The 22225-nt window shown below is 68.8% G+C and carries 21 protein-coding genes; 7 read left to right on the top strand and 14 right to left on the bottom strand.

The genetic code is table 11. The features are described from left to right. Positions 1-5: 5 nt before the first annotated feature. From V6S85_RS01715 to V6S85_RS01730, 4 genes are all read right to left on the bottom strand, one after another. Entirely contained in the window at positions 6-881 is an 876-nt protein-coding gene (locus V6S85_RS01715) for a hypothetical protein (protein WP_334347795.1), read from the bottom strand. 27 nt (positions 882-908) lie between these two features. Further along, positions 909-1265, bottom strand: a complete 357-nt coding sequence (locus V6S85_RS01720) for a hypothetical protein (RefSeq protein ID WP_116487276.1) — start codon at positions 1263-1265, stop codon at positions 909-911. After that, on the bottom strand, positions 1262-2500 hold the full coding sequence (locus V6S85_RS01725) for a class I SAM-dependent methyltransferase (protein ID WP_334347796.1): 1239 nt from the start codon (positions 2498-2500) through the stop codon (positions 1262-1264). The genes V6S85_RS01720 and V6S85_RS01725 overlap by 4 nt, the downstream gene beginning before the upstream one ends. Positions 2501-2595: 95 nt before the next feature. Continuing rightward, complete coding sequence (locus tag V6S85_RS01730) at positions 2596-3897, bottom strand: MFS transporter (RefSeq protein WP_334347797.1); 1302 nt, start codon at positions 3895-3897, stop codon at positions 2596-2598. A 90-nt stretch (positions 3898-3987) separates the two neighbouring features. Between V6S85_RS01730 and V6S85_RS01735 the strand changes: the two genes are divergently transcribed. Then, on the top strand, positions 3988-5226 hold the full coding sequence (locus V6S85_RS01735) for a CaiB/BaiF CoA transferase family protein (RefSeq protein WP_334347798.1): 1239 nt from the start codon (positions 3988-3990) through the stop codon (positions 5224-5226). Positions 5227-5255: 29 nt separating this feature from the next. On the opposite strand, the gene V6S85_RS01740 is transcribed toward V6S85_RS01735, so the two are convergent. Next, a complete protein-coding gene (locus tag V6S85_RS01740; protein WP_334347799.1) occupies positions 5256-5849 on the bottom strand; it encodes a CAP domain-containing protein in 594 nt (197 codons plus the stop codon). 183 nt (positions 5850-6032) lie between these two features. On the opposite strand from V6S85_RS01740, the gene V6S85_RS01745 reads away from it, so the two are divergent. Together V6S85_RS01745 and V6S85_RS01750 are read left to right on the top strand one after the other, a co-directional pair. Next, entirely contained in the window at positions 6033-6689 is a 657-nt protein-coding gene (locus V6S85_RS01745; RefSeq protein WP_334347800.1) for a hypothetical protein, read from the top strand. A gap of 12 nt (positions 6690-6701) precedes the next feature. Continuing rightward, entirely contained in the window at positions 6702-7388 is a 687-nt protein-coding gene (locus tag V6S85_RS01750) for an isochorismatase family protein (RefSeq protein WP_334347801.1), read from the top strand. A 53-nt stretch (positions 7389-7441) separates the two neighbouring features. Here the strand turns inward: V6S85_RS01750 and V6S85_RS01755 are convergent, their stop codons facing one another. The 4 genes from V6S85_RS01755 to V6S85_RS01770 form a co-directional block, all read right to left on the bottom strand. Then, positions 7442-8014, bottom strand: a complete 573-nt coding sequence (locus V6S85_RS01755) for a hypothetical protein (protein ID WP_334347802.1) — start codon at positions 8012-8014, stop codon at positions 7442-7444. Next, on the bottom strand, positions 7956-9179 hold the full coding sequence (locus V6S85_RS01760; RefSeq protein ID WP_334347803.1) for a hypothetical protein: 1224 nt from the start codon (positions 9177-9179) through the stop codon (positions 7956-7958). Before V6S85_RS01760 ends, V6S85_RS01755 begins: the two co-directional genes overlap by 59 nt. 65 nt (positions 9180-9244) lie before the next feature. Next, positions 9245-10795 (bottom strand): hypothetical protein, encoded by a 1551-nt coding sequence (locus V6S85_RS01765; protein ID WP_334347804.1) that lies wholly within the window; start codon positions 10793-10795, stop codon positions 9245-9247. A 221-nt stretch (positions 10796-11016) separates the two neighbouring features. Next, positions 11017-11628 carry a hypothetical protein gene (locus V6S85_RS01770; RefSeq protein WP_116569241.1) on the bottom strand — a complete coding sequence of 204 codons (612 nt, stop codon included), beginning with the start codon at positions 11626-11628 and terminating at the stop codon, positions 11017-11019. A 273-nt stretch (positions 11629-11901) separates the two neighbouring features. On the opposite strand from V6S85_RS01770, the gene V6S85_RS01775 reads away from it, so the two are divergent. Further along, positions 11902-13131 carry a class I SAM-dependent RNA methyltransferase gene (locus V6S85_RS01775; protein WP_334347805.1) on the top strand — a complete coding sequence of 410 codons (1230 nt, stop codon included), beginning with the start codon at positions 11902-11904 and terminating at the stop codon, positions 13129-13131. A gap of 7 nt (positions 13132-13138) precedes the next feature. Then, complete coding sequence (locus tag V6S85_RS01780; RefSeq protein ID WP_334347806.1) at positions 13139-14227, top strand: class I SAM-dependent methyltransferase; 1089 nt, start codon at positions 13139-13141, stop codon at positions 14225-14227. 199 nt (positions 14228-14426) lie between these two features. On the opposite strand, the gene V6S85_RS01785 is transcribed toward V6S85_RS01780, so the two are convergent. From V6S85_RS01785 to V6S85_RS01795, 3 genes are all read right to left on the bottom strand, one after another. Beyond that, positions 14427-15209, bottom strand: coding sequence for a VOC family protein (locus V6S85_RS01785; protein WP_334347807.1), 783 nt, complete (start codon positions 15207-15209; stop codon positions 14427-14429). Positions 15210-15301: 92 nt separating this feature from the next. Continuing rightward, positions 15302-15718 (bottom strand): GFA family protein, encoded by a 417-nt coding sequence (locus tag V6S85_RS01790; protein WP_334347808.1) that lies wholly within the window; start codon positions 15716-15718, stop codon positions 15302-15304. A gap of 242 nt (positions 15719-15960) precedes the next feature. Beyond that, positions 15961-17067, bottom strand: a complete 1107-nt coding sequence (locus V6S85_RS01795) for a PA0069 family radical SAM protein (RefSeq protein ID WP_334347809.1) — start codon at positions 17065-17067, stop codon at positions 15961-15963. A gap of 81 nt (positions 17068-17148) precedes the next feature. On the opposite strand from V6S85_RS01795, the gene V6S85_RS01800 reads away from it, so the two are divergent. After that, positions 17149-17628: a cell wall biosynthesis glycosyltransferase gene (locus tag V6S85_RS01800; protein ID WP_334347810.1), complete on the top strand. Its 480-nt coding sequence runs from the start codon at positions 17149-17151 to the stop codon at positions 17626-17628. 99 nt (positions 17629-17727) lie between these two features. Further along, complete coding sequence (locus V6S85_RS01805; RefSeq protein WP_116569246.1) at positions 17728-19494, top strand: chloride channel protein; 1767 nt, start codon at positions 17728-17730, stop codon at positions 19492-19494. 143 nt (positions 19495-19637) lie between these two features. Here V6S85_RS01805 and V6S85_RS01810 read toward each other — a convergent pair whose 3' ends face one another. Together V6S85_RS01810 and V6S85_RS01815 are read right to left on the bottom strand one after the other, a co-directional pair. Beyond that, positions 19638-21203 (bottom strand): lytic transglycosylase domain-containing protein, encoded by a 1566-nt coding sequence (locus tag V6S85_RS01810; protein ID WP_334347811.1) that lies wholly within the window; start codon positions 21201-21203, stop codon positions 19638-19640. Positions 21204-21268: 65 nt separating this feature from the next. Continuing rightward, complete coding sequence (locus V6S85_RS01815) at positions 21269-22090, bottom strand: uracil-DNA glycosylase (RefSeq protein ID WP_116569248.1); 822 nt, start codon at positions 22088-22090, stop codon at positions 21269-21271. Positions 22091-22225 lie beyond the last annotated feature (135 nt).

The following is a 22225-nucleotide window of genomic DNA, read 5'->3' on the forward strand; positions in this document are numbered from 1 at the left end:
TGGGACTACGCCTCGACCACCTCGACCAGCGCCCCGCCCGGGGCGCGCAGCACGCCGGCGCGCTTGCCGGCGTAGACGGCGCCGTCGCGCACGGTGGGGACCACGATCCAGTCGCCCTGGACGCTGTCGAAGTCTGGGTGCTTGAGCGTGCAGATCGCGACGCCCGGCGGCAGAGCGCCGGGGTGGCCGGGACGGACCGTGGCCTGCTCCGGATACTGGTCGAACTCCAGGAAGACGTCCTTCTGATAGGTCGCCGTCGCCAGGGCGTGGCGGCTGTCCCGGGGCAGGTCGAAGGCGTCGTTGATCATGTTGTAGACGATGGTCATCGGCGCGCCGACGTCCAGGCCCAGGGTCTGGCCAAACCAGGCGCCGCTGGCCTCCATGTCGTCGCTGGCCAGGACGAGGATGAACAGCTTGTCGATCAGGCTGCCAGGATGGGGCAGGCCGTTGCCGGGCGAGACGATCTCGGTGAGGTAGACGATCTCGCCGTCGAGACCCTTGACCTGCATCGGGTGGATGGTGGGCAGGCCGTCGATGCGCTTGGGCGGGCCGATGATCTCGAACGGCGCGTCCTGCATGCGGGCGTTCACGGCCATGACGTCCTGGCAGCAGATCTCGATCGCCGCCCAGCCGTAGGTGCGCAAGGGCCGGTACTCGGGGACGGGGGCGCCCTCGACGAAGCGCAGGAAGACATCGGCGCCGCTGGCCGGCTGCAAGACGGCGTAGGGCCGGCCAGCGCTGGCCGGGGCGCCCCAGCTGGCGGCGAGGTCAGCCGGAACTTCACCCTGTTCGACCACGGTGTAGTCCAGCCATTGGGCGTAGCGCTGCGCGGCCTGGGCGACGTTCGGCGTCACCAGGGTTGCGGCCCTGAGAAGGTTCATCGGTATGTCCTTGAAATCGTGCGGGCTTTAGTCGCGCAGTTCGACCGCGACGTCTTCCGAAGCGACGTCGCCCGTGGCGGTGGCGGCTTCCGCCTCCTGCTGAACGATGCGCAGCACGCGGGAGAGGTATTCCTGAAGCCACAGGCCGCGCTCGGCGGCGGCTTGCGCGCTGGGCTCGAAGCGCTCGATCTCGGCGCGATCGAGGCCGCCGCGGGCCTCGATCACCCGTTCCAGCGTGTCGAGGCGGGCGCGGGTCACGGCGAGTTCCTGGACCACGGCCATGGTGATGGCCAGGACGCGTTCGACCTCGGGATTGGCGAAGAAATAGGGGCGCTTGCCGGCGGGCTTGGCGCCGGCGTCGGCGAGGGCGTCTGCGATGCTCATTGGGCTTCCTTGGTGGCCTTCCGGGCTCCGATCACGCGCCAGGCGGCCTTGCGCCCATAGTCTTCGCTGTCGTCGTCGGCGGCGTCGGGGAAGACCTCGCGGTCGACCACGGCGGTGACGCCGTCATGGATCAGCTCCTCGGCGTCAAAGCCGGCCTCGACCATGCGGGCGTCGAGGTCGATCTCGTGCAGCGTGCTCCAGAAGGGCTCGTTGTTGTAGAAGGCGTCCCAGTCGCGCATCGCCTGCTCGAACAGCGGCATGGTCGGCGCGTACTGCGGCTGTTCGACGTGCAGCACCACGCCGCCCGGAGCCAGCACGCGGCGGCTCTCGGCGAAGATGGCCTTCATCGAGGCCAGCGACAGTTCGTGCAGGAACATGGTGGTCTGCACCCAGTCGAAGCTCTCGTCTTCGAAGCGCGACAGGTCGGCGCCGTCGGCCTGGACGAAGCGGATGTTCGTGACGCCCAGCGAGGCGGCGCGGGCGGCGGCGTAGCGCAGCATCGGCCCGCCGACATCGATGGCCACGACCTCCGCGTCTGGGAAGGCCTGGGCGATCGGCAGGGCGCTGTGGCCAACGGTAGCGCCGATGTCGAGGATGCGGCGCGGCTTGAAGTCCGGCAGGCGGCGCTGCACCCAGCGCACCACGGCCTGGCCGCCGCCGTCGGAGAAGCGGCCCAGCAGGCCGCCGGTGGTGGCGAAGCCGCCGTGGTCGTAGTTGGCGCCGCCCGAGACGTCGCCCTCGAAGCGCTCGACGTGATAGCTGCCGGGCATGCAGTGGTGGTCCACGGCGCTGACGTAGCGCGGGATCGGCAGGGCTGGATCCAGCTCCAGCCGGTCATGGCCGGCGTTCAGCGCGGCGGCCTTGGCGGCCAGTTCCTCGGCTTGGCGCAGGGTGGTCCAGCGGCCGGCCTGCTGGCGCTGCTCCATGGTCAGGCGGCGAAGGGCCGACCAGGTCTGGAAGGCGGGATCCTTCAGCAGCGCCTTGCGGACCTCGTGACGATCCTCGGGCGCGCGGCCGTTGGCCTTTTCGAAGGCGGGCAGGGCGCGGGTTTCCCACGCTTGCTTCACGCCGGGGATCAGGCGGGTGGAGAGGTGGCGGTTGAGCTGGGCCAGGACGTTCAGCCGCTCGACCTCGTCGTGCGACATGTCGGGGAACACCCCATGGCGGCCGACCTTGCGATAGTCGGGCGGGCCGTCATAGGCCTGGATCGGCCCCTCGTTGACGCGACCGGTCATGGCGCACTCCTACTCCAATTGACGCGAGCTTGCGCCCGTCCGGCGGATGGCGGGCGGGCGACGGCGCGAAAATCCGCCTGTCAGGAATTCAGGAGTCAGGCGCCGGGAACGGCCGCGCGTTCGCCGGCGGCGGCCTCGATGCGCTGGTCCTCGACCACGTGCTCGGACGCGAAGCGGTAGCGGCCCAGCGGCAGCAGCACGAGGCCGCCCAGCACCAAGAGGCCCGTGGCGACCAGCAGTGAGAGCTGGTAGCCGCCGGTGGCGTCGAAGTCGGCGCCGAAGGCCACCGGCCCCAGGCCCGAACCCGCCGCATAGGCGCAGTAGAGGCAGCCGTAGAGGGTCGAATAGGACCGCGCCCCGAAGTAGCGGGCGATCAGGAAGGCCAGCAGGTCGAACTCCATGCCCGCCGCCATGCCGACCAGGGCGATAGCCAGAAGAGCGCCGGCGAAACCCGGATCCTGGCCGTGCAGGATCAGGCAGCCGACGGCGGGCAGGCACAGCAGCACCAGGGCCACGGCCGGGGCCCAGAAGCGGTCGACAAGCCAGCCGCCGGCGACGCGGCCGACGATCACCGACAGGCCGACCACGGGCGCCAGGCTGACGATCTCGGCCTTGCTGAAGCCCTTCAGCTTCAGCAGGTTTTCCAGGTTGGGAAGCGGCCCGGCGATGGCGAACGAGAATAGCAGGAAGCCGCCGGCGATCAGCCAGAACTTCGTGTCGCGCAATGCTTCTGGAAGCGTCAGGCCGGGCAGGGGCGCGTCCTGCGTATGGACGCGGCGCGCGCCGGGGTCCTTGAAGGCCAGCAGCGCCACGGGTAGGGCGATGACCAGGGGCAGGGCGCCGGTGACGAGGTAGGCCGCGCGCCAGCCGTGGGCCTCGATCATCCACATCAGGAACGGCTTGATGAGAAAGCCGAAGACGCCGGTGCCCATCAGGGCGACGCCCAAGGCCAGGCCTTTATTCAGCTCGAAGCCGTTGTTGATGGCCCGGGTCCAGGTGGTGGGCAGGGTGCCGGCCCCGACCGCGCCCATGATCGCCCAGTTCAGGTAGAACAGCGGCAGGGCGCCGTTCGTCAGTGCAAAACCCATGAAGGCGAAGGCGAAGAGGACGAGCGAGGCGATGGCCACGGGCCGCACGCCGATCCTGTCGCCCAGCCAGCCGATGATCGGGCCGACGATCATGACCGCCACGGTGGCCACCGGCAGGCCCAGCATGATCGAGGCGAAGCTCCAGCCGAACTCCTTGGCCAGCTGCGGGGCCAGCATGCCGATGCTGTAGAAGGGAAGGGGCGAGAGGCCCAGGCCCACGCCCAGCACGACGCTGAGCAGCAGAGGCCAGCCCCTTCGGAACTCACCTTGCTGGAATTCGCCAGCCTGGTTTTCGGATAGTTTCGCCATCGCCGTTTGCCCCGCCGCGATCACATCGGTAGGCGAGGCAGCCTGGGGCGCTGAACGTCGCCCGCAACAGGAATATCCGGAGCAGTCGCCTTGCGATCAGACGTCAGGCCCGGCGCCGCCCTTTCGGGGGTCAAGGTGCTCGATCTTTCCCGCGTGCTGGCCGGTCCCTGGGCGACCCAGGCCCTGGCCGACATGGGCGCCGAAGTGGTCAAGGTCGAGCGTCCCGGCGTCGGCGACGACACCCGGGCCTGGGGGCCTCCGTTCTTCGAAACGACCGACGGCGGCAGGGGCGATGCGGCCTATTTCACCTGCGCCAATCGCAACAAGCGCTCGGTGACCATCGACATGGCCGACCCGCGCGGCGCCGAGCTGATCCGCGCGATGGCCGCCGAGGCCGACGTGGTGGTCGAGAACTTCAAGGTCGGGGGCTTGTCGAAGTACGGCCTCGACTATGCGAGCCTGTCGGCGATCAATCCGCGCCTCGTCTATTGCTCGATCACCGGCTTTGGCCAGACGGGCCCTTATGCGGCGCGGGCCGGCTACGACTACATGATCCAGGCCATGGGCGGGCTGATGTCGATCACGGGCCAGCCGGACGGCAGCAACGGCGCCGAGCCGATGAAGGTCGGGGTGGCGGTCGTGGACCTGTTCACCGGCCTCTATGCGGCCAACGCCATTCTCTGCGGCCTGCTGCATGCGCGGGCGACCGGGGAGGGGCAGCACATGGACATCGCCCTGTTCGACGTGCAGGCGGCCGTTCTGGCCAACCAGGCCAGCAACTACTTCGCCACCGGCAAGGCGCCCGAGCGCCTGGGCAACGCGCACCCCAATCTCGCGCCCTACCAGGTGTTCGCCACGGCCGACGGGGCGATGGTGCTGGCGGTGGGCAATGACGGCCAGTTCCGCGCCTTCGCCAAGGCGGCCGAGGCGCCGGGGCTGGCCGAGGATCCGCGCTTTACGACCAACGCCCAGCGGGTGGCGGCGCGGGCGGAGCTCGCCCAGGCCATGGCCCCGATCCTGGCGAGGCGCACGACACGGGATTGGATCGCCCTGCTGGAAGCCGCCGGCGTGCCGTGCGGCCCGATCAACACCATCGACCAGGTGTTTGAGGAGCCGCAGGCGATCCAGCGCGGTCTCGTCGTGGAACAGGCGCGGGACGACTTGGCGTCACCGATCCGCACCGTCGCTTCGCCGATCCGGGCGTCGCGCACGCCGGTCGTCGTGGAGCGCCCGCCGCCGAGCCTTGGGGCGGATACGGCGGCGGTGCTGGCCGGGCTGGGCAAGACCGAGGCGGAGATCGCCGAGCTGGCGAGCGCGGGGGTGATCTAGGGGCCGCCGACGCCGTGCGTGTCCTCGCCCTACCGCGCCGCCCTCGCCACGCCCTCGGGCATGGCCCCGGCGAAGTCGATAACGCACATCGCGCCGTACGAGCGGTGGCCGCCGCAGGCGACGCCGGCGCTGCTGTAGCCGGCCGACAGGATGTTGCGGCGGTGGCCCCGCCCGGGCACGCGGCTGTCGACGATCAGTTGGCGCACGACGTCGCGAGGGTCTTCGTAGCCGTAGGAGATGTTCTCGGCCGACATGCCGGCGAAGACGCCGTACTTGCGCAGGCGCTGGCCCAGGCTCCCGGTCGCGCCGTGGCCGACCGTGCCGCGCGCGCCCTGGGCGCTGGCGTGGTCGCGGGCGGCGTCGTCGATGCGGCCGTCGGCGGTGAGCGGAGCCAGGGGGCGCTGGCGCTGCAGCTCGGCGATCGCCTCATGCAGCGCGTCGGGATCCTCGCCGTAGTGGGGTTCGGAGCGGCGCAGCTCGTCGGCATAAGCCCGGGGATTGGCGCGGACGTAGTTGATCTCGTCGAGCACCGCTTGCGCCTGGCTCTGGGCGGCGGCGATTTGCGGAAAGGCGAGCAGCAGCAGTCCGGCGAGCGCCAGGCCTGAGCGACGGTAAGAACGCATACGAACCTACGATACGGAAAAAAGCCCCTCGATGCGTGCTGTAGCACGCTTGTTTGGATTCGCCTGTGTCCGCAGCGTCGCACCCGGGGCCTTGCTATCCGCGAGGCGAGAAAACCGGCGACGGCGCGCCAAGGCGCCTTTCCAGGCGGCATCAAGACGGCCTGACAACCGCCGGATTCCGCGATGCTTCTCGCCCTGATCACGCTGCTGCACGTGCTGGTCTTCGTCTACTGGCTGGGCGGGGACCTGGGGGCCTTCTACACCTCGCGCTACGCCGCCGATCCGGCCCGCACGGTCAAGGAGCGGGGGCTGGCGCTGAAGGTGCTGGCCGATATCGACATGGCCCCGCGCACCTGCCTGATCCTGGCCCTGCCCACCGGTCTGACCCTGGCCAAGCTGAAGGGCTGGTGGGATGTCGCGCCCGAGGGCGTGGCCGCCGTCTGGGCCTTGTGCCTGTTCTGGCTGGTCATGGCCTGGGCGATCCACATCCATCACAGCCCGCCCAAGGCCGGTGTGCGCCGCATCGACATCGCCATCCGCTGGGGCGTGCTGGTCGCGCTGGCCGGCTTCGGCGGCGCCAGCCTCGTGGGCCTGACGACCGCGCCGCTGTTCCTGGCCCTGAAGATGCTGATCCTGGCGATCGCGATCGGCTGCGGCCTGTTCATCCGCAAGCTGCTGGCCCCGCTGGGCCCGCCGGTCGTGGCCATGATGACGACCGGACCCACGCCGGAGGGCGACGCGATCATCGCCGACGTGCTGGCCAGGAGCCGTCCCGTGGTCGTCAGTCTCTGGATCCTGCTGATCCTCGCCGCGCTGCTCGGCCTCTGGACCCCCGCCTGAAGGACCCCCGCCATGACCCTGCGCTTCGAACCGACCATGGTGCGTGAAGACAAGACCGCCCGGCAGCTCTACGAGGCGGTGAAGGCCAATCCCGCCCGCGCCCGCTTCGGCTTCGGGTCCAAGGCGGCGGTGGTCAATATCGACTTCCAGCAGGCCTATACGCGGCCCGACCTCTTTCCCAAGAGCGCCTACGTCACCGATCCCGACCAGATCGCGCACGTGAACCGCATTTCGACCCTGGCCCGGGCGCGGGGGATGCCGGTGATCTGGACGCGGGTGATGTACAAGCCCGACGGCGGCGACGCCGGCGTCTGGGGCACGCGCACCGACACCCCCGACAGCCTGCAGAACATCAAGCAGAACAGCGACCGCCACGCCTTCGACCCGCGCGTCGAGATCGACCAGGCCGTGGATCTCGTGTTCGACAAGCGCATGCCCAGCGCCTTCTTCGAGAGCCCGCTGCAGAGCTATCTGGTCTGGCACAAGGTCGACACGGTGATCCTGACCGGCGGCTCGACCAGCGGCTGCGTGCGCGCCAGCGCCGTCGAAGGCCTCTCGCGCGGCTATCGCACGATAGTTCCCGAGCAATGCGTGGCCGACAAGCACGAGAGCTACCACTTCGCCAACCTGACGGATTTGCAGCTGAAGTACGCCGACGTGGTTGATGTCGAGGAAGCGGCGGCCTGGCTTAAGGGGTGACGGGCTCCCCTTGGGGTGTTGGATGAACCAGCGCGCCCCGGGCGGCGGGTGGTTCACGTGGGAGCAAAGGCGATCATCGTGAAATACTCCGTCGGCGCATTCAGGATGTTCTGAGTGAAGTCGCGCCATTCGCCGTTAATATAAAGAACGTATGAAAGGGTTCCGGATCGTATTTGCGTGCGCAAATCGTTCAGGGTTTTCCGGTCGTTTTGCGTCAAGATCAGCAGGGCCACGGCCGCTGTGACGTTCGACTGCCGCCATGACTGAGATAAAGCCGTTATCTTGGCGATATCGCGCATGAAGTCGTTGATCGTCTGCGTATAGTTGCTGTTGCGCTGGGTCTTGAGCTCGATCCAGATTTCGGTTCCCCGCGTGGGCTTGGCCCAAAGATCGCAAATTGGCAGGCGAGCATTTCCACCTACCGCCTCGCGTGGATATTCGACCTCACGGAGAAAGTCGGCCGCGAGGTTGGCGTAGATGAGGGCCGCAGCGCAGCTGACCTGAAGCCAGGACTCCCATCCGCCAGAGATGTTTCTGGTAAGGAACAGGCGAATGATCGGCTGCGGATCAGACAGATCCTGCGCCACGACCGAGCGAAGGGCGTCGAGCAGTTGTTGCATGCGCATGGATAATTTCCCGAAGATGATCGCAAAGCGTCGCGCCTAGGCTGTTCCAGCCGAAGGATGGCTGGCGGATGTGGTCGTGAGCCAGGCTAGCCCAGCGGCGGCGCTGGGCTGGTGCGTCGTGAAGATCGGCTAGGGCCTGGCTGACGCCTTCGACGTGGGGGGCGGACATCCGGCTCAATTCAAACGGCCTGTCCTGCACCGGGCCGCACGGCAGATGAATGGCTGCGGAGCCCCAGATTTCCCGAAAGCCGGCGTGGCCCGGCACGATCTGAGCCGCGCCCGTAGCGGCATGCTCACAGGCGGTCAGTCCCCAGCCCTCGCCCTCGGCCGTCGTCAGTCCGACGTCGGCGGCGTTGTAGAGTTGGTTGAGCGCCGAAAGGCTGAGTGGCGCTTCGCCAGGATCTTCCGGAGACAGGAAGATGCGATCGCCGACGCCGCCAGCGCGCAGCAGGCTTTGCAGATGCTGATCCGAGGTCTGCGTTCGCGCGCCGGTGTGAAGCACCAGAAAGGCGTCCGGCCGCGTGATCGCGAAGCGGGAAAACCCCTCGATCGTCAAATCAAGCCGCTTGCGTCCGTAGTCGCGGTTGACGTTGAGGACGACGAAGGCGTCGGGCGTTTCCAAACGTTCTGGCAGGCGCGCCCGGCGCGCCATGCGGCGGCGCAGGTGCTCGTCGGCGTGAAGGGGTCTGAAGTGCGTGTGGTCGACGCCATGCCCCAAGACCCTGAGCAGGGGGGGAGCGTCGTTGGACGGGTGGATCTGATGGAGGCGGGCGACGGCGTCACGCGCGGCGCGGGTGTAGAGTATGCAAAGATCGGTCTTGCTCAGTCGGGGTACGATCGAGGGGGCGGTCGGTTCGCCCTCGAACGGCGCGTAGATCGCGATCGGGCAGTCGTGGCGGTAGGGTTGCAGCGCCTCCAAGACCGCCGAGGCAGCAAATAGCGGCGCATGCACCAGAACCGCAGTCGGCGGATCCCGTTGAAAGCGAGCGTGCAGCCAGGCTGGCGGCAGGATCATGCGGGCCCCCGCGCCCGGCATGATCGTCACGGGGACGCCGCTTCTCGTCATGCTGAGCCGGCGGGTTCCGCTTCTCGGCGCGAAGGCGACCACGTCGACCCTGAAATGGGGGTGCAGGCCGGGCAGCAGGTTCCAGAGGGCGCCGGTCATCCCGCTGGCGCTCATCTCCCATCCGACGACCAGCAGGCTGGGAGGCGAGCGCATCTGCGGTGCGGTCAACTGTCGCAGTAGGCCGGCCACGGAAACGGGGTCATGTAGGCGAAGAAGTTCATGAAATCGAACGGACTCGCCTGGGATACGCTCAGGCCGTACTGCAGCACGGCGTCGCGCATGAAGGGGAACTTCGCCGGAAGGTAGATGCCCCCCATATAGGCTTCCATCGGGACGAGCCCGTGGTGGCCGTTGATGTCGGTGATGTTGTATTCGCCGTCGGCCAGGGCGGCGTCGTTCGTATCGGACTGGAATACGAAGCGCCGGACATAGAAGTCGCCGGAATAGTTGTCGTCTACACGCGGCTGGGCATGGAACTTGAGAGGCAGCAGATCTGAGCTCGTCGGCTTGACCACGTCTCCTTCCGGCTGGGGCGTGAGCGTCAAGACGGCGCCGCCGACCAGTTGGCTGATGTACTGTTCCGCCTCGTAGGCCAGATGGATGACCACGCGCCGATCCGCCTCGCCGTTGACGTAGAGGGTCGCCAGCATCTGTTCCGCCTTCGCGAACAGCATTGACGGCTGATAGTAACCTGGCCCGTATTGTCCCGTCGAAGGTTGGAGGCTTTGCAGTCCTGGATCGAGATCCGTGGCTGCGAGCGCCGCCGAAAAGGTCACGCGTGCTTTTGGGACGAGCCAGACGCCGGCCGCGACCAAGGGATATAGCCAGGTGATGAAGGTGGTTTCCTGGGCGAGCAGATAACCCTTGTATTGGCTCCATGCTTGCGGCGCGAGTTTGCTTCCCTCGTAGTTGTAGGCCTCCATGAGCAGATTGGTCGCCTGCAACTGGGCCAGGGCCAGTTTCTTATAGTAATTCATGTATTGGGATACGGCGTGACGATAGTCTATGTATCCAGCTGACACGAGGGGCGCGACCATGCTGGACCAAAGTTCCAGAACGCCGCGTTGCTGTTCCTGGCTTTGGATAGCTTGGTGAATGATGTCCAGCGAAGCGGCGGGGCCCGAGTTCAGATCGAGCACGTTCTCGACGAGGTCCGAAATCATGTCGGTCGGCGTGCTATCGTATTCATCTATGTAGGCTGCATACTGGGTATGGGCGGTGCCCGTCTTGATGGCGTATGGCTGCAAGCTGTTGTCGGCCGTAGCCCATTCCTGGAACAGTTGTTCCTGGTTGAGTTTTTGAAGAAGACTTTCAATGTTGGCGATGCGGGTCGATATGCCGCCTATGCTATTGGACAGCGACGAAAGTTGAGAGCCCAGGTCTTGTATCGCGCCCTGCTGCTGCGTGATGTTGTTGGTCAACATCAGCAACTGGTCCGCGCTGCCGCTCCAGTCGGAGGGCAGGGCCTGCTGCAGTTGCGCCAGATCCTCGCCGCCCTTGGTTTGCGCGCCGCCGAACAGCGACTTGAGCGCGCTGCCCACATCGTAGCCGGTGGCGTCGCTGATCGCGCTCACCGCGCTCTGCGCCAGGCCACGCCCTAGATTCGATATCGCATCGTCGAAAAAGCTCATGTGTTCGCCCCCCGGCTTGCAGCGCTCTGACACCGCCAGAAAGGCGGCGCTTGCGGCGATCGGTTCGACGTCGAACGCACTCATCGACCGTTGTTATCATTTCTCATGAGGGAGAGGGGTTTTCAACCGTTAAGGTTGTTGTCTGGGGCGTCTCGACAATGGCGAGAGGGGGCTCGCTCGGTCTTGTTGGTTTCGAACATCCGCCAGGCGCAATCGTCGACCGAACGGCGAGGCCAAAGAAAAAGGCCGCCAGCGGGGGGAGCTGGCGGCCCTCAGTGTAGGATTTCGGGGAGGAAATCCGGAGCTTAGTCGACGACCTGGTAGCGGCCCGAGGCGTCGGGGCAGACGCGGACGAAACGCTTCTGGGTGCGGCCGTCGGGCAGGTAGATCGGGCTTTCGGCCAGGGTGCAGCCGTTGGCGTCGGCGCGGCCTTCGGTCACGCGGTAGGAGCGTTCCGACTCGTAGGTGTAGCCGTTACCGCCACGACGATCGTAGTAGGCGTCGTCATAGCCGCCGTTGTCGTAGCCGCGGTCATAGTCGTTGTAGGCGCGGGGCGGCGGAGGAGGCGGCGGGGGAACCGCGCCCGGGGCGCAGGCCGCCGAGCTCTTGCCGATGTTGCCGCCGACGACCGCGCCGAGCAGGCCGCCCAGCACCGCGCCTTCGGTCTTGGCGCCGCGACCCGCGACGCTGCCGCCGATCGCCGCGCCGATGCCGGCGCCGGCCAGGCCGCCGCCGGTGGCGCGGTTGGTCGTGCTGCGACGGCAGGGGTCGTAGTAGTAGCCGTTACGGTCGTAGGCGCCGCCCTGGTACGAACCTTGGCCGTAGCCATAGGCCTGGGCCGAAGCGACGGTCGGAGCCGCGGCGCCGACGAGGGCCGCGCCGGCGACGAGGGCGCTGATGGCGGTCCGGATCATCATCGAAAAACTCTCCCTGAAGGCGGGCGTGACGATCGGGGGACCGTCCGTTGTCCGCACCATGCCAAGCCGTTCCTGAACGGCCGTTGACCGGACCGTTCATCTTCGTTCACGCACCAGTTCGTTCACGCATGAAGGCGCCGAATGAGGTATGGACGCGCTCGAACTGGCTTCTTCGGCGTCGAACTGGGCGCTGGCGAGGCGAAAATGGGGCCACGCCTGCGGCGAGGCTTGAACGGATCGGAACCGGTCAAGGTTCCCGAAGGCGACTCTGGAATGCGTGAACTGAAAATTGACGCCGTCGGCGGCCAGGGCGACGGCGTCGCCGCCGGCCCGGCCTTCGTGCCCCTGACCCTGCCGGGCGAGCGGATCACCGCCCGCATGGAAGGTCAGCGCGGCGAGTTGGTCGATGTCCTGGAAGCCAGCCCCGATCGCGTCGCCCCGCCGTGCAAGCACTTCGGCCACTGCGGCGGCTGCGCCCTGCAGCACTGGGACATCGCGCCCTATCTCGACTGGAAGCGCGAGCAGGTGCGCTTCGAGCTGAAGCGCGAGCGGATCGAGACCGAGATCCTGCCGACCATCGCCTCGCCGCCGGCGTCGCGCCGCCGGGTGGCGCTGCACGCGCGCGGCGGCAAGGGCGGGGTGCGCCTGGGCTTCAAGGAGCGCCGCTCCTGGAACCTGGTGAAGATCGAGGAATGCCCGGTCACGCACCCCAAGATCGTCGCCGCCCTGCCGGGCCTGGCGCGCCTGGCCCAGCCGTTCCTGGAACACCCCAAGTCGGCCCCGACCCTGCACGTCACCCTGACCGGCACGGGCCTGGACATCGACGTCACCGGCGTCGAGCGCAAGAGCGGCGGGCTGTCGGCCGACGCCCGCGTGCAGGCGGCGATGGTGGCCGCCGAGTTCGACTTCGCCCGCGTCACCCTGGCCGGCGAGATGCTGTACATGGCCCGCCAGCCGCTGGTGAAGCTGGGTCCGGCCATCGTGCCGCTGCCGGCCGGTTCGTTCCTGCAGGCCGTGCCCGCCGCCGAGAAGGCCATGGCCGACTTCGCCGTGCAGCACGTGGCCGGCGCGGCGAGGGTCGCCGACCTGTTCAGCGGCGTGGGCACCTTCACCTTCCGCCTGGCCCAGGAGTCGGGGGTCTACGCCGCCGACTTCGCCGAGCCGGCCATCGCGGCGCTGAAGGCGGCCGTGGGTTCGGCCCCGGGCCTGAAGGCGATCGTCGCCGAGGCGCGCGACCTGACCCGCCGGCCGGTGCTGTCGAGCGAGCTCAACAAGATGGACGCGGTGGTCTTCGACCCGCCGCGCGCCGGGGCGCTGGAGCAGACGCGGGAGATCGCCATCTCCAAGGTCTCGCGCGTGGTCGGGGTGTCGTGCAATCCGGCCACCTTCGCTCGCGACGCCGGCATCCTGATCGACGCCGGTTTCAAGCTGGAGAAGGTGCTGCCGGTGGACCAGTTCCTCTGGTCGCCGCATATTGAGCTGGTCGGGGTCTTTTCGCGATGAGGCGAGGATGGGCCAAGCTAGTGGTCGGGCCAGTGGCCGGGAAAGAAAGCTAGCGGCGGATCGGCGCGGGGCGTTCGCCCTCGACGCCGCCGCCCAGCGGGGCAAGGCCGCCGCCAAGGCGGCCTGGTGGACGGCGGCCGGAGGACTGGCCAAGTTCATCACCCGCCCGACCGAGGGCAAGGCCGCGCCGCGCTTTTCCTCCGACGCCCCACCGGTGTCGCAGGGGCGCCTGCGCCGGGCCTACCTGTCGGCCTTCGAGAAGGACGCCGCCGACGTCGCCGCCGGCCTCTATCCGCCGATGGAGGACGCGCCGTCCCATCCGGCCGCCTCGATCCTCAAGGCCTGGGACTTCATCGCCGACGCCCGCGAGGTCGACGGCCGGCGTCGCCGGGGCGACGGCGTCGAAGTGCGCGACGATCCCAAGAGCCAGGGCTATCCGGCCTATTACCGGCAGAATTTCCATTATCAGTCGGGCGGCTGGTTCACCGCCGACAGCGCCCGCCGCTACGACGCACAGGTCGAGGCGCTGTTCTCGGGGGCGGCCGGGGCGATGCGCCGGCGAGCGCTTAGCCTGCTGGCCCGCCACTGGCGGGGACGCGATCAGCGCGACCTCAGGCTGATGGACGTGGCCTGCGGCTCGGGGGCATTCCTGCGGGACTTGGCCGAAGCCTTTCCGCGCGCGGCGCTGGCGGGCGTTGACCTGTCGCCGGCCTATCTGGCCGAGGCGCGCGCCCGATCGGGGCGGGGCATGGTGCAGGCCAACGCCGAGCGCCTGCCGCTGGCGGACGACAGCCTGGACGCCGTGACCTGCGTCTACCTGTTCCACGAGTTGCCGCCGCGCGTGCGCCCGATCGTCGCCGCCGAGTTGGCCCGGGTGCTGAAGCCCGGCGGCGTGCTGGCCTTCGCCGACTCCGTGCAGCCGGGCGACGAGCCGGACCTGGCGCGGATGCTCGAGGCCTTCCCGGCCTATTTCCACGAGCCGTTCTACGGCAGTTACGCCGAGACGGACCTGGAGGCGCTGTTTCAGGCGGCGGGCCTGCGGGTGGTGGGACGCGACAAGGCGTTCCTGACCAAGGCGCTGTTGCTGGAGAAGTGATGCAGCGAGCTCCTTATCCCACCCTTCAACGCTTTCCCGGGCCTTGTGCCCGGGACCCATCGTCCAGCTGCCCAGACATTTCAAAGCTTGCCTAGGTCTGAGCGGCAGCCAGCATGGGCCCTCGCCACAAGGGCGAGGGAGGCGTTGAAAAGTGAAGGCGAAGCGGTGGTTTCAGCCGTTTGCCTGGCCTCGACCCATATCACTCCGCCTGACTGACCACCGCGAACCCGGCCCCTTGCGGGTCGGTTCCCATGTAGATCCAGCTGCCGCCGGGCACCTGGTGGACGTCCATCATGGTGGTTCCGCCGGCGGCCACGGCGCGGTCGCGGGCCGCCGAGGCGCTGTCGACCTGGGCGTAGTAGTTCCAGAACGACACCGGCATGTCGGGCAGCCGGGTCATCATGCCGCCGACATCGGGCCCGCCCGCCTCGTAGGCGAACAGCTGGTAGGTTCCCATGGGACCCATGTCGATCGCCTGCGTCTTCACCCAGCCGAACAGCCCCGAATAGAAGGCGAAGGCGCCGTCCAGGTCGCCGGCCATCAGTTCGCGCCAGCCGAACGTGCCGGGGGCGCCATCGGCCGGCTGCGGCGGGATCTCGTCGCGGGGGAACGGCTTGAACAGGGTGAAGACCGCGCCGTACGGATCGGCGACGACCGAGAAGCGGCCCACCGTCGGGATGTCGCCGGCGGGCATGAACACCGAGCCGCCGGCCTCGACCACCTTGCCGACATAGGCGTCGACGTCGTCGACGAAGATGTAGCCGATCCAGCCGGGACGAGCGCCGTCCGGGCAGCCGCCCTCGGGCGTGAAGACCCCGCCGACCCCGACCTCGCCGACATTGAGGATCATGTACGGGGTTGGGCCCGGCATGCCGGAATCCGTAGGCGTCCAGCCCACGACCTTGGCGTAGAAGGCGCACGCTGCTTCCACGTCGGTGGTCATCAGTTCGTACCAGCCGAACCGTCCATTGGTTTCCGACATCGCTCTCTCCCTTTTCTCCGGCCCCGGCTCGGGCCGTGTTCTTCGCGAGGACGAACGGCGGGCGCCCGTCCCGACACGCGGCGCGTGATTTTCTAGTCCGGCATGGTCTCGAAGGTCGCCAGGCCCTGTGGCAGCACGACCCAACCCGGCTTGTCGCGCAGGAACAGGGCCATGGTCGGCGCGAACAGCGAGGCGTCGTCCAGTGAGCCGGCATAGATCGTATGGCTGTCGTCGACGCCGACCTCGCCGCCGAAGACGAGGCCGCCGCAGGCCGGGCAGGCGTTGCGCACGGCCTCACCGCCGCGGAAGGCCGGCGAGCGCACCTTCAGCGTCTGACCGGTGATTGTCACGGCCGAGGCCGGAAACCCCATGAAAGGCACGAAGCCCGAACCCGAAGCCTTGCGACAGTCGGTGCAGCAGCAATAGCCCTGGTACAGGGGCTCGCCCGTCGCGCTCCAGCGCACGGCGCCGCACAGGCATCCTCCGGCGTAACGGTGTTCCGTCGTCATGGGCGGCATTGATGGGCCTTCCTGTGACAGGTGCAAGCGAGGAGAGGCGTGTCGCTTCTGCTCACCCTTCGCCGTCATCCCGGGCGGAGGCGCGTAGCGCCGCAGACCCGGGACCAAGGGGACTGGGCGCAGCGCTTGAACCAACCAACGCAACGATGGCGCGGGCAATGCGGCGACCCCTGGGTCCCGGATAAGCGCTGCGCGCTTTCCGGGATGACGCACTTGGGAGGGAGGAAACGCGACTAGAACAAACTCAACTGGTCGCCCGCCTTGGGCGGGACGCGGAACTGCGAGGTGTCGAGGCGGGGCAGGGGCCTGTCGAGTTCGAAGCGCCTGAGAGCGGCGTGGAAGCGCTGGTTCAGCACCTCGGCCACCGGGCCTTCGCCGGTCATGCGCTTGCCGAACTCGCTGTCGTAGGCCGCCCCGCCGCGCATCTGGCGCACCAGCGACATCACCCGCTTGGCGCGGTCAGGGTGGTCTGAGGCCAGCCACTGCTCGAACAGACCGTGGATCTCCATCGGCAGGCGGATGGCGACATAGCCGGCGGCCACCGCGCCGGCCTCCTTGGCGCGCTCGAGCACGGCCTCCATCTCGTGGTCGTTCAGCGACGGGATGGCCGGCGCGAACATGACGATGGTCGGCACGCCCGCTTGCGAGAGCTGGCGCACGGCGTCGAGGCGGCGCTCGGGCGTTGCGGCGCGCGGCTCCATGCTGCGGGCCAGCTTGCGGTCCAGCGTGGTGATCGAAACGGCGGCGCGGGCCAGGCCCGCCCTGCCCATCTCGCCCAGGATGTCGAGGTCGCGGGTGATCAGGGCCGACTTGGTGATGATCGAGAACGGGTGGCGAAAGCGGCTGAGGGTTTCCAGAATCCCGCGCGTGACGCGCAGGCCTCGCTCCTGCGGCTGATAGGGGTCGGTGTCGCCGCCGATATGGACGCTGCCGACCTTGTAGGTCGGCTTGGAAAGCTCGCGGTCCAGCAGCTTGCCGGCCTCGGGCTTGAAGAACAGCTTGCTCTCGAAGTCGAGGCCGGGCGAGAGCCCCAGATAGGCGTGGGCCGGGCGAGCGTAACAGTAGATGCAGCCGTGCTCGCAGCCGCGATAGGGATTGATCGAGCGGTCGAAGCCGACGTCGGGGCTCTTGTTCCTGGCGATGACGGTCTTGGACTTCATGGCCAGGACGCTGGTGGTCAGCACCCGGGCGGCGTTGTCGTCCTCGGTCCAGCCGTCGTCGAAGGGCACGGAGGTCAGGCTCTCGTAGCGGCCGGTCTCGTTGCTGCGCGCGCCGCGTCCGCGCAGGGCGGCGGTCCCTTGCTTGTAGGCGGTGTCGGTGAACGAGCGACGGGTCTGCATGCGGGCATCCTACGCGCACATCCGGAACATAACAAGAACTATGCTTGACGGCGAGGGTGGCGAGGCTCCAAAGGCGAGATCATGATCTCCGTGATCCTTCCCGCCGTCGCGCCCGTGCATGCGCTCGCCCAGATCCTGGCCCAGCTGGTGCCGGCGGCCGTCGACGGCCTGGTCAAGGAGGTGGTGATCGCGGGCGCTGCCGAACCTGGGCTGGACGCCTTGATCGAGGACAGCGGGGCGCGGTTCGTGACGGCTTCTGGCGACCGGGGCGCGCTGCTGGCGGCCGGCGCGACCTTGGCGCGGGGCGACTGGATCCTGGCGTTGGATCCGGCGCGGGGCGTGCCGGAGGCCTGGCGCGGCCCGGTGGAGGCGCACCTGGCCGGAGGGGCGGGCGCGGCGGCCCTGCTGGTTCCGGCGGGAGGCTTCCTGGCCCGGCTGACGGCGCCGCCGCTTGGGCTGCTGGTTCGACGGCTGGATTACGCGGCGACGGGCGGGTTTGCGGGGAGTACGCCGGAGAAGGCGCTGGCAGGGCGGCTGAAGGCGCGGCGGTTGCGGCTTTAAAGTCCTCCCCCTTCAGGGGGAGGATCGCAAGCGTCGACTTCGCCCCGCTGGGGGAGAAGGAACATTGCGGTTTCCACCCGCCCCGCGTTATCGAAGCTCATGTCGCTCGCCCACGCCTCCGCCGCCGCATCCGTGAAGTGGGTCGGCTGGCTGCGGCGCCGGATCCGCTCGAGCGAGCTGTGGTTGATCGCGGTGGCCACCCTGATCGGGGTGGCGGCCGGGACCTTCGCGGTCGTGCAGGCCCAGGTGGCGCACGGCCTGCAGATGCTGCTGTTCGAGATCGACATCAACGAGCGCCTGAGCGCCCAGTCCCATGTGGCGCCCTGGCGGCTGCTGGCCATTCCGGCGGGCGGGCTGCTGCTGGGCGGGATCACCTGGGCCTGGATGAAGTATCGCCCGCGCCCCGCCGTCGACCCGGTGGAGGCCAACGCCCTGCACGGCGGGCGGCTGTCGATGAAGGACAGCGCCTTCATCTGCGGCCAGACCATGTTGTCGAACGGGGTCGGGGCCTCGGTCGGGCTGGAGGCCGCCTACGCCCAGGCCGGCGCGGCCGCCGCCTCGTTCGCCGGCCAGCGGCTGAACCTGCGTCGGGCCGACATGCGCACCCTGGTGGGCGCGGGGGCGGGGGCGGCCATCGCCGCGGCCTTCGGCGCGCCCCTGACCGGCGCCTTCTACGCCTTCGAGATCGTCATCGGGGCCTATACCGTCGCCAACCTGGCGCCCGTGGTGGCCGCCGCGCTGGCCGCGGTGCTGGTGGCCAGCAAGATGGGCGCGATCCCCTACCTGCTGAAGACCGACACCCAGGCGGTGCAGTCGTGGACCGACTACGGCCTCTACGCCCTTGTGGGCCTGGCCTGCGCGATCGTCGGCATCGGCCTGATGCGGCTGGTGGCCAACGCCGAGCGGCTGGTGACCCGCTCGCCGATCCCGCGCTGGCTGCGGCCGGCGATCGGCGGCATGGGGCTGGCGGCGCTGGCGGTGATCACGCCTCAGACGCTGTCGGCGGGCCATGGCGCGCTGCACCTGAACCTAACGGCCGAGCTGCCGCTGAAACTGCTGCTGATGCTGCTGGCCATGAAGGCCCTGGCCTCGGTGATCTCGCTGAGCTTCGGCTTCCGGGGCGGGCTGTTCTTCGCCTCGCTGTTCCTGGGAGCGTTGCTGGGCCAGGTGTTCTCGGCGCTGTCGCTGCTGATCCCCTGGGCGCCGAGCCTGGACCCCACCGTGGCGGCGCTGGTCGGCATGGCGGCGCTGGGCGTGGCCGTGGTCGGCGGGCCGTTCACCATGTCGTTCCTGGTGCTGGAGGCGACCGGCGACTTCACGGTGGCCGCCGCGGCCCTGGTGGCCTCGATGATCGCCAGCGCCATGGTGCGCGAGACCTTCGGCTATTCGTTCTCGACCTGGCGGCTGCACCTGCGCGGCGAGACCATCCGCAGCGCCCACGACGTCTCGTGGATGCGGCCGCTGAGCGCGGGGCGGATGATGCGCAAGGACGTCCAGACCGTGCCGGCCGCGACGACCCTGGCCGAGTTCCGTCGGCGCTTCCCGCTGGGCTCGACCAAGCGGGTCATCATGGTCGACGACGCGGGGCTCTATGCCGGGGTGATCCCGACGGCCAAGGCCTATGCCGACGGCGGCGACGGTGAAAGGCCGGTGGCGGGCCTGGCGATCAACGCCGAGGCGGCGCTGAAGCCCGAGCAGTCGATCAAGGACGTCATGCGCGCCTTCGACCGCAGCGAGACCGACGAGCTGGCGGTGATCGACGACAAGCGCAACGTGCTGGGCGTGCTGTCGGAAGCCTACGCCACGCGGCGCTATGCCGAGGAGCTCGAGAAGGCGCGGCGCGAGCTGACGGGCGAGGCGGGGTAGGTTCCCTTCTCCCCTTGCGGGAGAGGGTGGCCTCGCGGAGCGAGGTCGGGCGAGGGGTCTCTCAGAAGTTTGCGGAGAGGTCTTTCGACCCCTCATCGGTCAGCGTCGCTGACACCTTCTCCCGCAAGGGGAGAAGGGCGTTTTTACATATCCAGCCGGAAGTCGATCACCTTGGCGCCGCTGGCCACGGCGTCGAGGGTTCTGGTCTCCGCGCCGAGCAGGCGGCGGTAGGTCCAGTACGAGGCCATGACCTTTTCGACGTAGTTGCGGGTCTCGAGCGCCGGCAGGCTCTCGATCAGCAGCAGGCTGTCGCAGTCGGCGCCCAGCTGCTGCTGCACCTTGAGCAGCGTGCCCGGACCGCCGTTGTAGGCGGCCACCGCGCGCAGGAGGTCGGGGCTTTGCAGGCCGCGGTCCATCAGCCAGGTGAAGTAGTCCTGGCCGACCCGCAGGTTGAAGGCCGGGTCGAACAGCGGGGTGTTGTCGGCCAGCAGCTTGTCGTCGCCGGCGGCGCGCGCGGCCGCGACCGGCATCAGCTGCATCAGGCCCACGGCGCCGGCGCCGGAGACGGCCATAGGGTCGAAGCGGCTTTCCTGGCGCACCAGGGCGTAGACCAGGGCCTTGTTCAGCGTGAAGCCGCCCTTGGGCGCGAGGTCGGGCAGGGGGTAGTCCTCGCCGCCGATCTTCTTGACCGGGCGGCCGGCGTTGAGCGGCGCGCGGGCGTTCAGCGCGAGGGTAAGAGCGCTCCAGTCGGCGCGGGCCTTGTCGTCGGCGGCCAGGGACAGGCCGGCCCGCAGCTCGGCGCCGGCTTCGTTCCAGCGGCCAAGCTGGGCCAGCGAGGCGGCGCGGCGGGCGCGGATGTCGCCGGCCAGCAGCTTGTTCAGCGAGGCCGGATCGGGACCGGCGTAGGAGACGCGGGTGATCAGGGCGGCGATCGGATCTTCGGGATCGTTGGCGACGGCCAGGCCCGCCATCGCCAACTGGCGGGCGGCGATCATGCCGTAGAAGGTCTGCGGCGCCTGGGCGGCCTGGTTCAGCAGTACGCGGACGCCGTCGTTGTCGCCGGCCATGCCGGCCGAGCGGGCTGCCCAGAAGGCGCCGGCGGCGCGCAGCCAGTCGTCCTGGCCCTGGTCGTGGGCGACCTGCTCGAAATAGCTGCGGGCCTCGGCGTAGGATTCCAGGCGGAACGAGGCCAGACCCGCGATCCAGCGCTCGCCCGAGGCCTTGGCCAGCTTCAGGGCGCCCTTCACGTCGCCGGAGTAGTAGGCCTCGCGGGCCGCGCGGCCCTTGTCGGCGGGGCTCGCCGAGCGGCCGCCCTGGGCGACGTCGACGAAGAGTTCGGGGGCCTTGGGCGCGGACACGCGGGCCGGCTTGCGCTTCATGGCCAGGGCGTAGACGCGATCGGCGCCGGCCTCGTCGCCGTATAGCTTCAGCCAGCCGGTCAGGTCGTCATAGCTGGCGGTGTAGGCGGTGGGGTGCATCAGCCGCACCAGCGACAGCTTGCCGATCAGGCTGCGGTTGCGGGTGTTGGCGAAGGCGACCTCGGCGGCGTCGAAATCACCGCGCTCGGCGGCGCCGAACGCGGCCTGGTAGTAGCGCAGGTCGTTGTCCGACAGCGGTTCCAGCCCCGCGGCCCTTGCTGCGGGCGCAGCGAGGTTCAGGCAAAGCGCGAGGGCCGAGACAACGGCCAGAGGGCGAGCGAAAAGCTGCAAATCGTATCCGCGCAAGCCTTTGAAAAGGCGGCGCGCGTCCCCGTTCCGACTGGTCAGCGGTTTGTTTAATGGGGCCGTTCGGGACGATCAAGCCTTTCGGCCAGCATCAAGAGGTCCTGCCAGGCCTTCTTCTTGGCCGCCGGCTGACGCAGCAGGAACGCCGGATGCAGGCTGGGCAAGGCCGGAACCTCGATCTGGCCGTCCTCGGAGCGCCATTCGAACCAGCGCCCGCGAAGCGAAAGAATGCCTTCCTCGCGCTTCAACATGCTCTTTGCGGAGGCGCCGCCGACCAGAAGGATCAGCTTGGGTTTAACCAGCGCGATCGCTCGCTCGACGAACGGGGCGCAGACGGCCTGCTCCTGGGGCGTGGGCGTGCGGTTGCCCGGCGGACGCCAGAAGACGGTGTTGGTGATGAAGGCCCGCTCCTGCAGGCCGGCCGCCTTCAGCATGCGGTCCAGCAGTTGGCCGGCGCGGCCCACGAAGGGTTCGCCGCGGGCGTCTTCCTCGGCACCGGGGCCTTCGCCGACGACCATGACCGGCGCATCGCCGGGGCCGCGCGAGAATACCGCCTGCTTGGCGCCTTGCGTCTTCAGCGGGCAGCCGTCGAAAGCGGCGATGGCGGCCGCAAGGCTTTCGAGGTCGTTGCAGGCGGCGGCCATCTGCTTGGCCTGGGCGGCGGCGGCGCCGATGTCGACCCCGCCGAACGCGCCGGGACGGGGCGGGGGGGCTGCGACCGCCACCGGCTGCGGCTGGCTGCGGGCCCGCAGCAAAGCCGCGCCCTCGGCCAGGCGATCGATCGGCTCGTCGGCATAGCAGGCATCGACGCCCGCATCGGCCCAGAAGGCCAGCAGGCTTTCGACGGCGCGCGGATCGACGGCGAGGCTCATGGCGTTTCTCTAGCGAGTATAGTGGGCTTCGTCACCGATATGTCCGCGCTGCGGTGCAACAAAAACTATCGGGTTTTCCTTGACCGCCGTGGCGTCACGTTCGGATAAAGTCCGACTCAAACAGGAAGAAGGCAG

The sequence above is a fragment of the Caulobacter sp. CCNWLW153 genome (assembly GCF_036889365.1).
Classification (GTDB): domain Bacteria; phylum Pseudomonadota; class Alphaproteobacteria; order Caulobacterales; family Caulobacteraceae; genus Caulobacter; species Caulobacter radicis.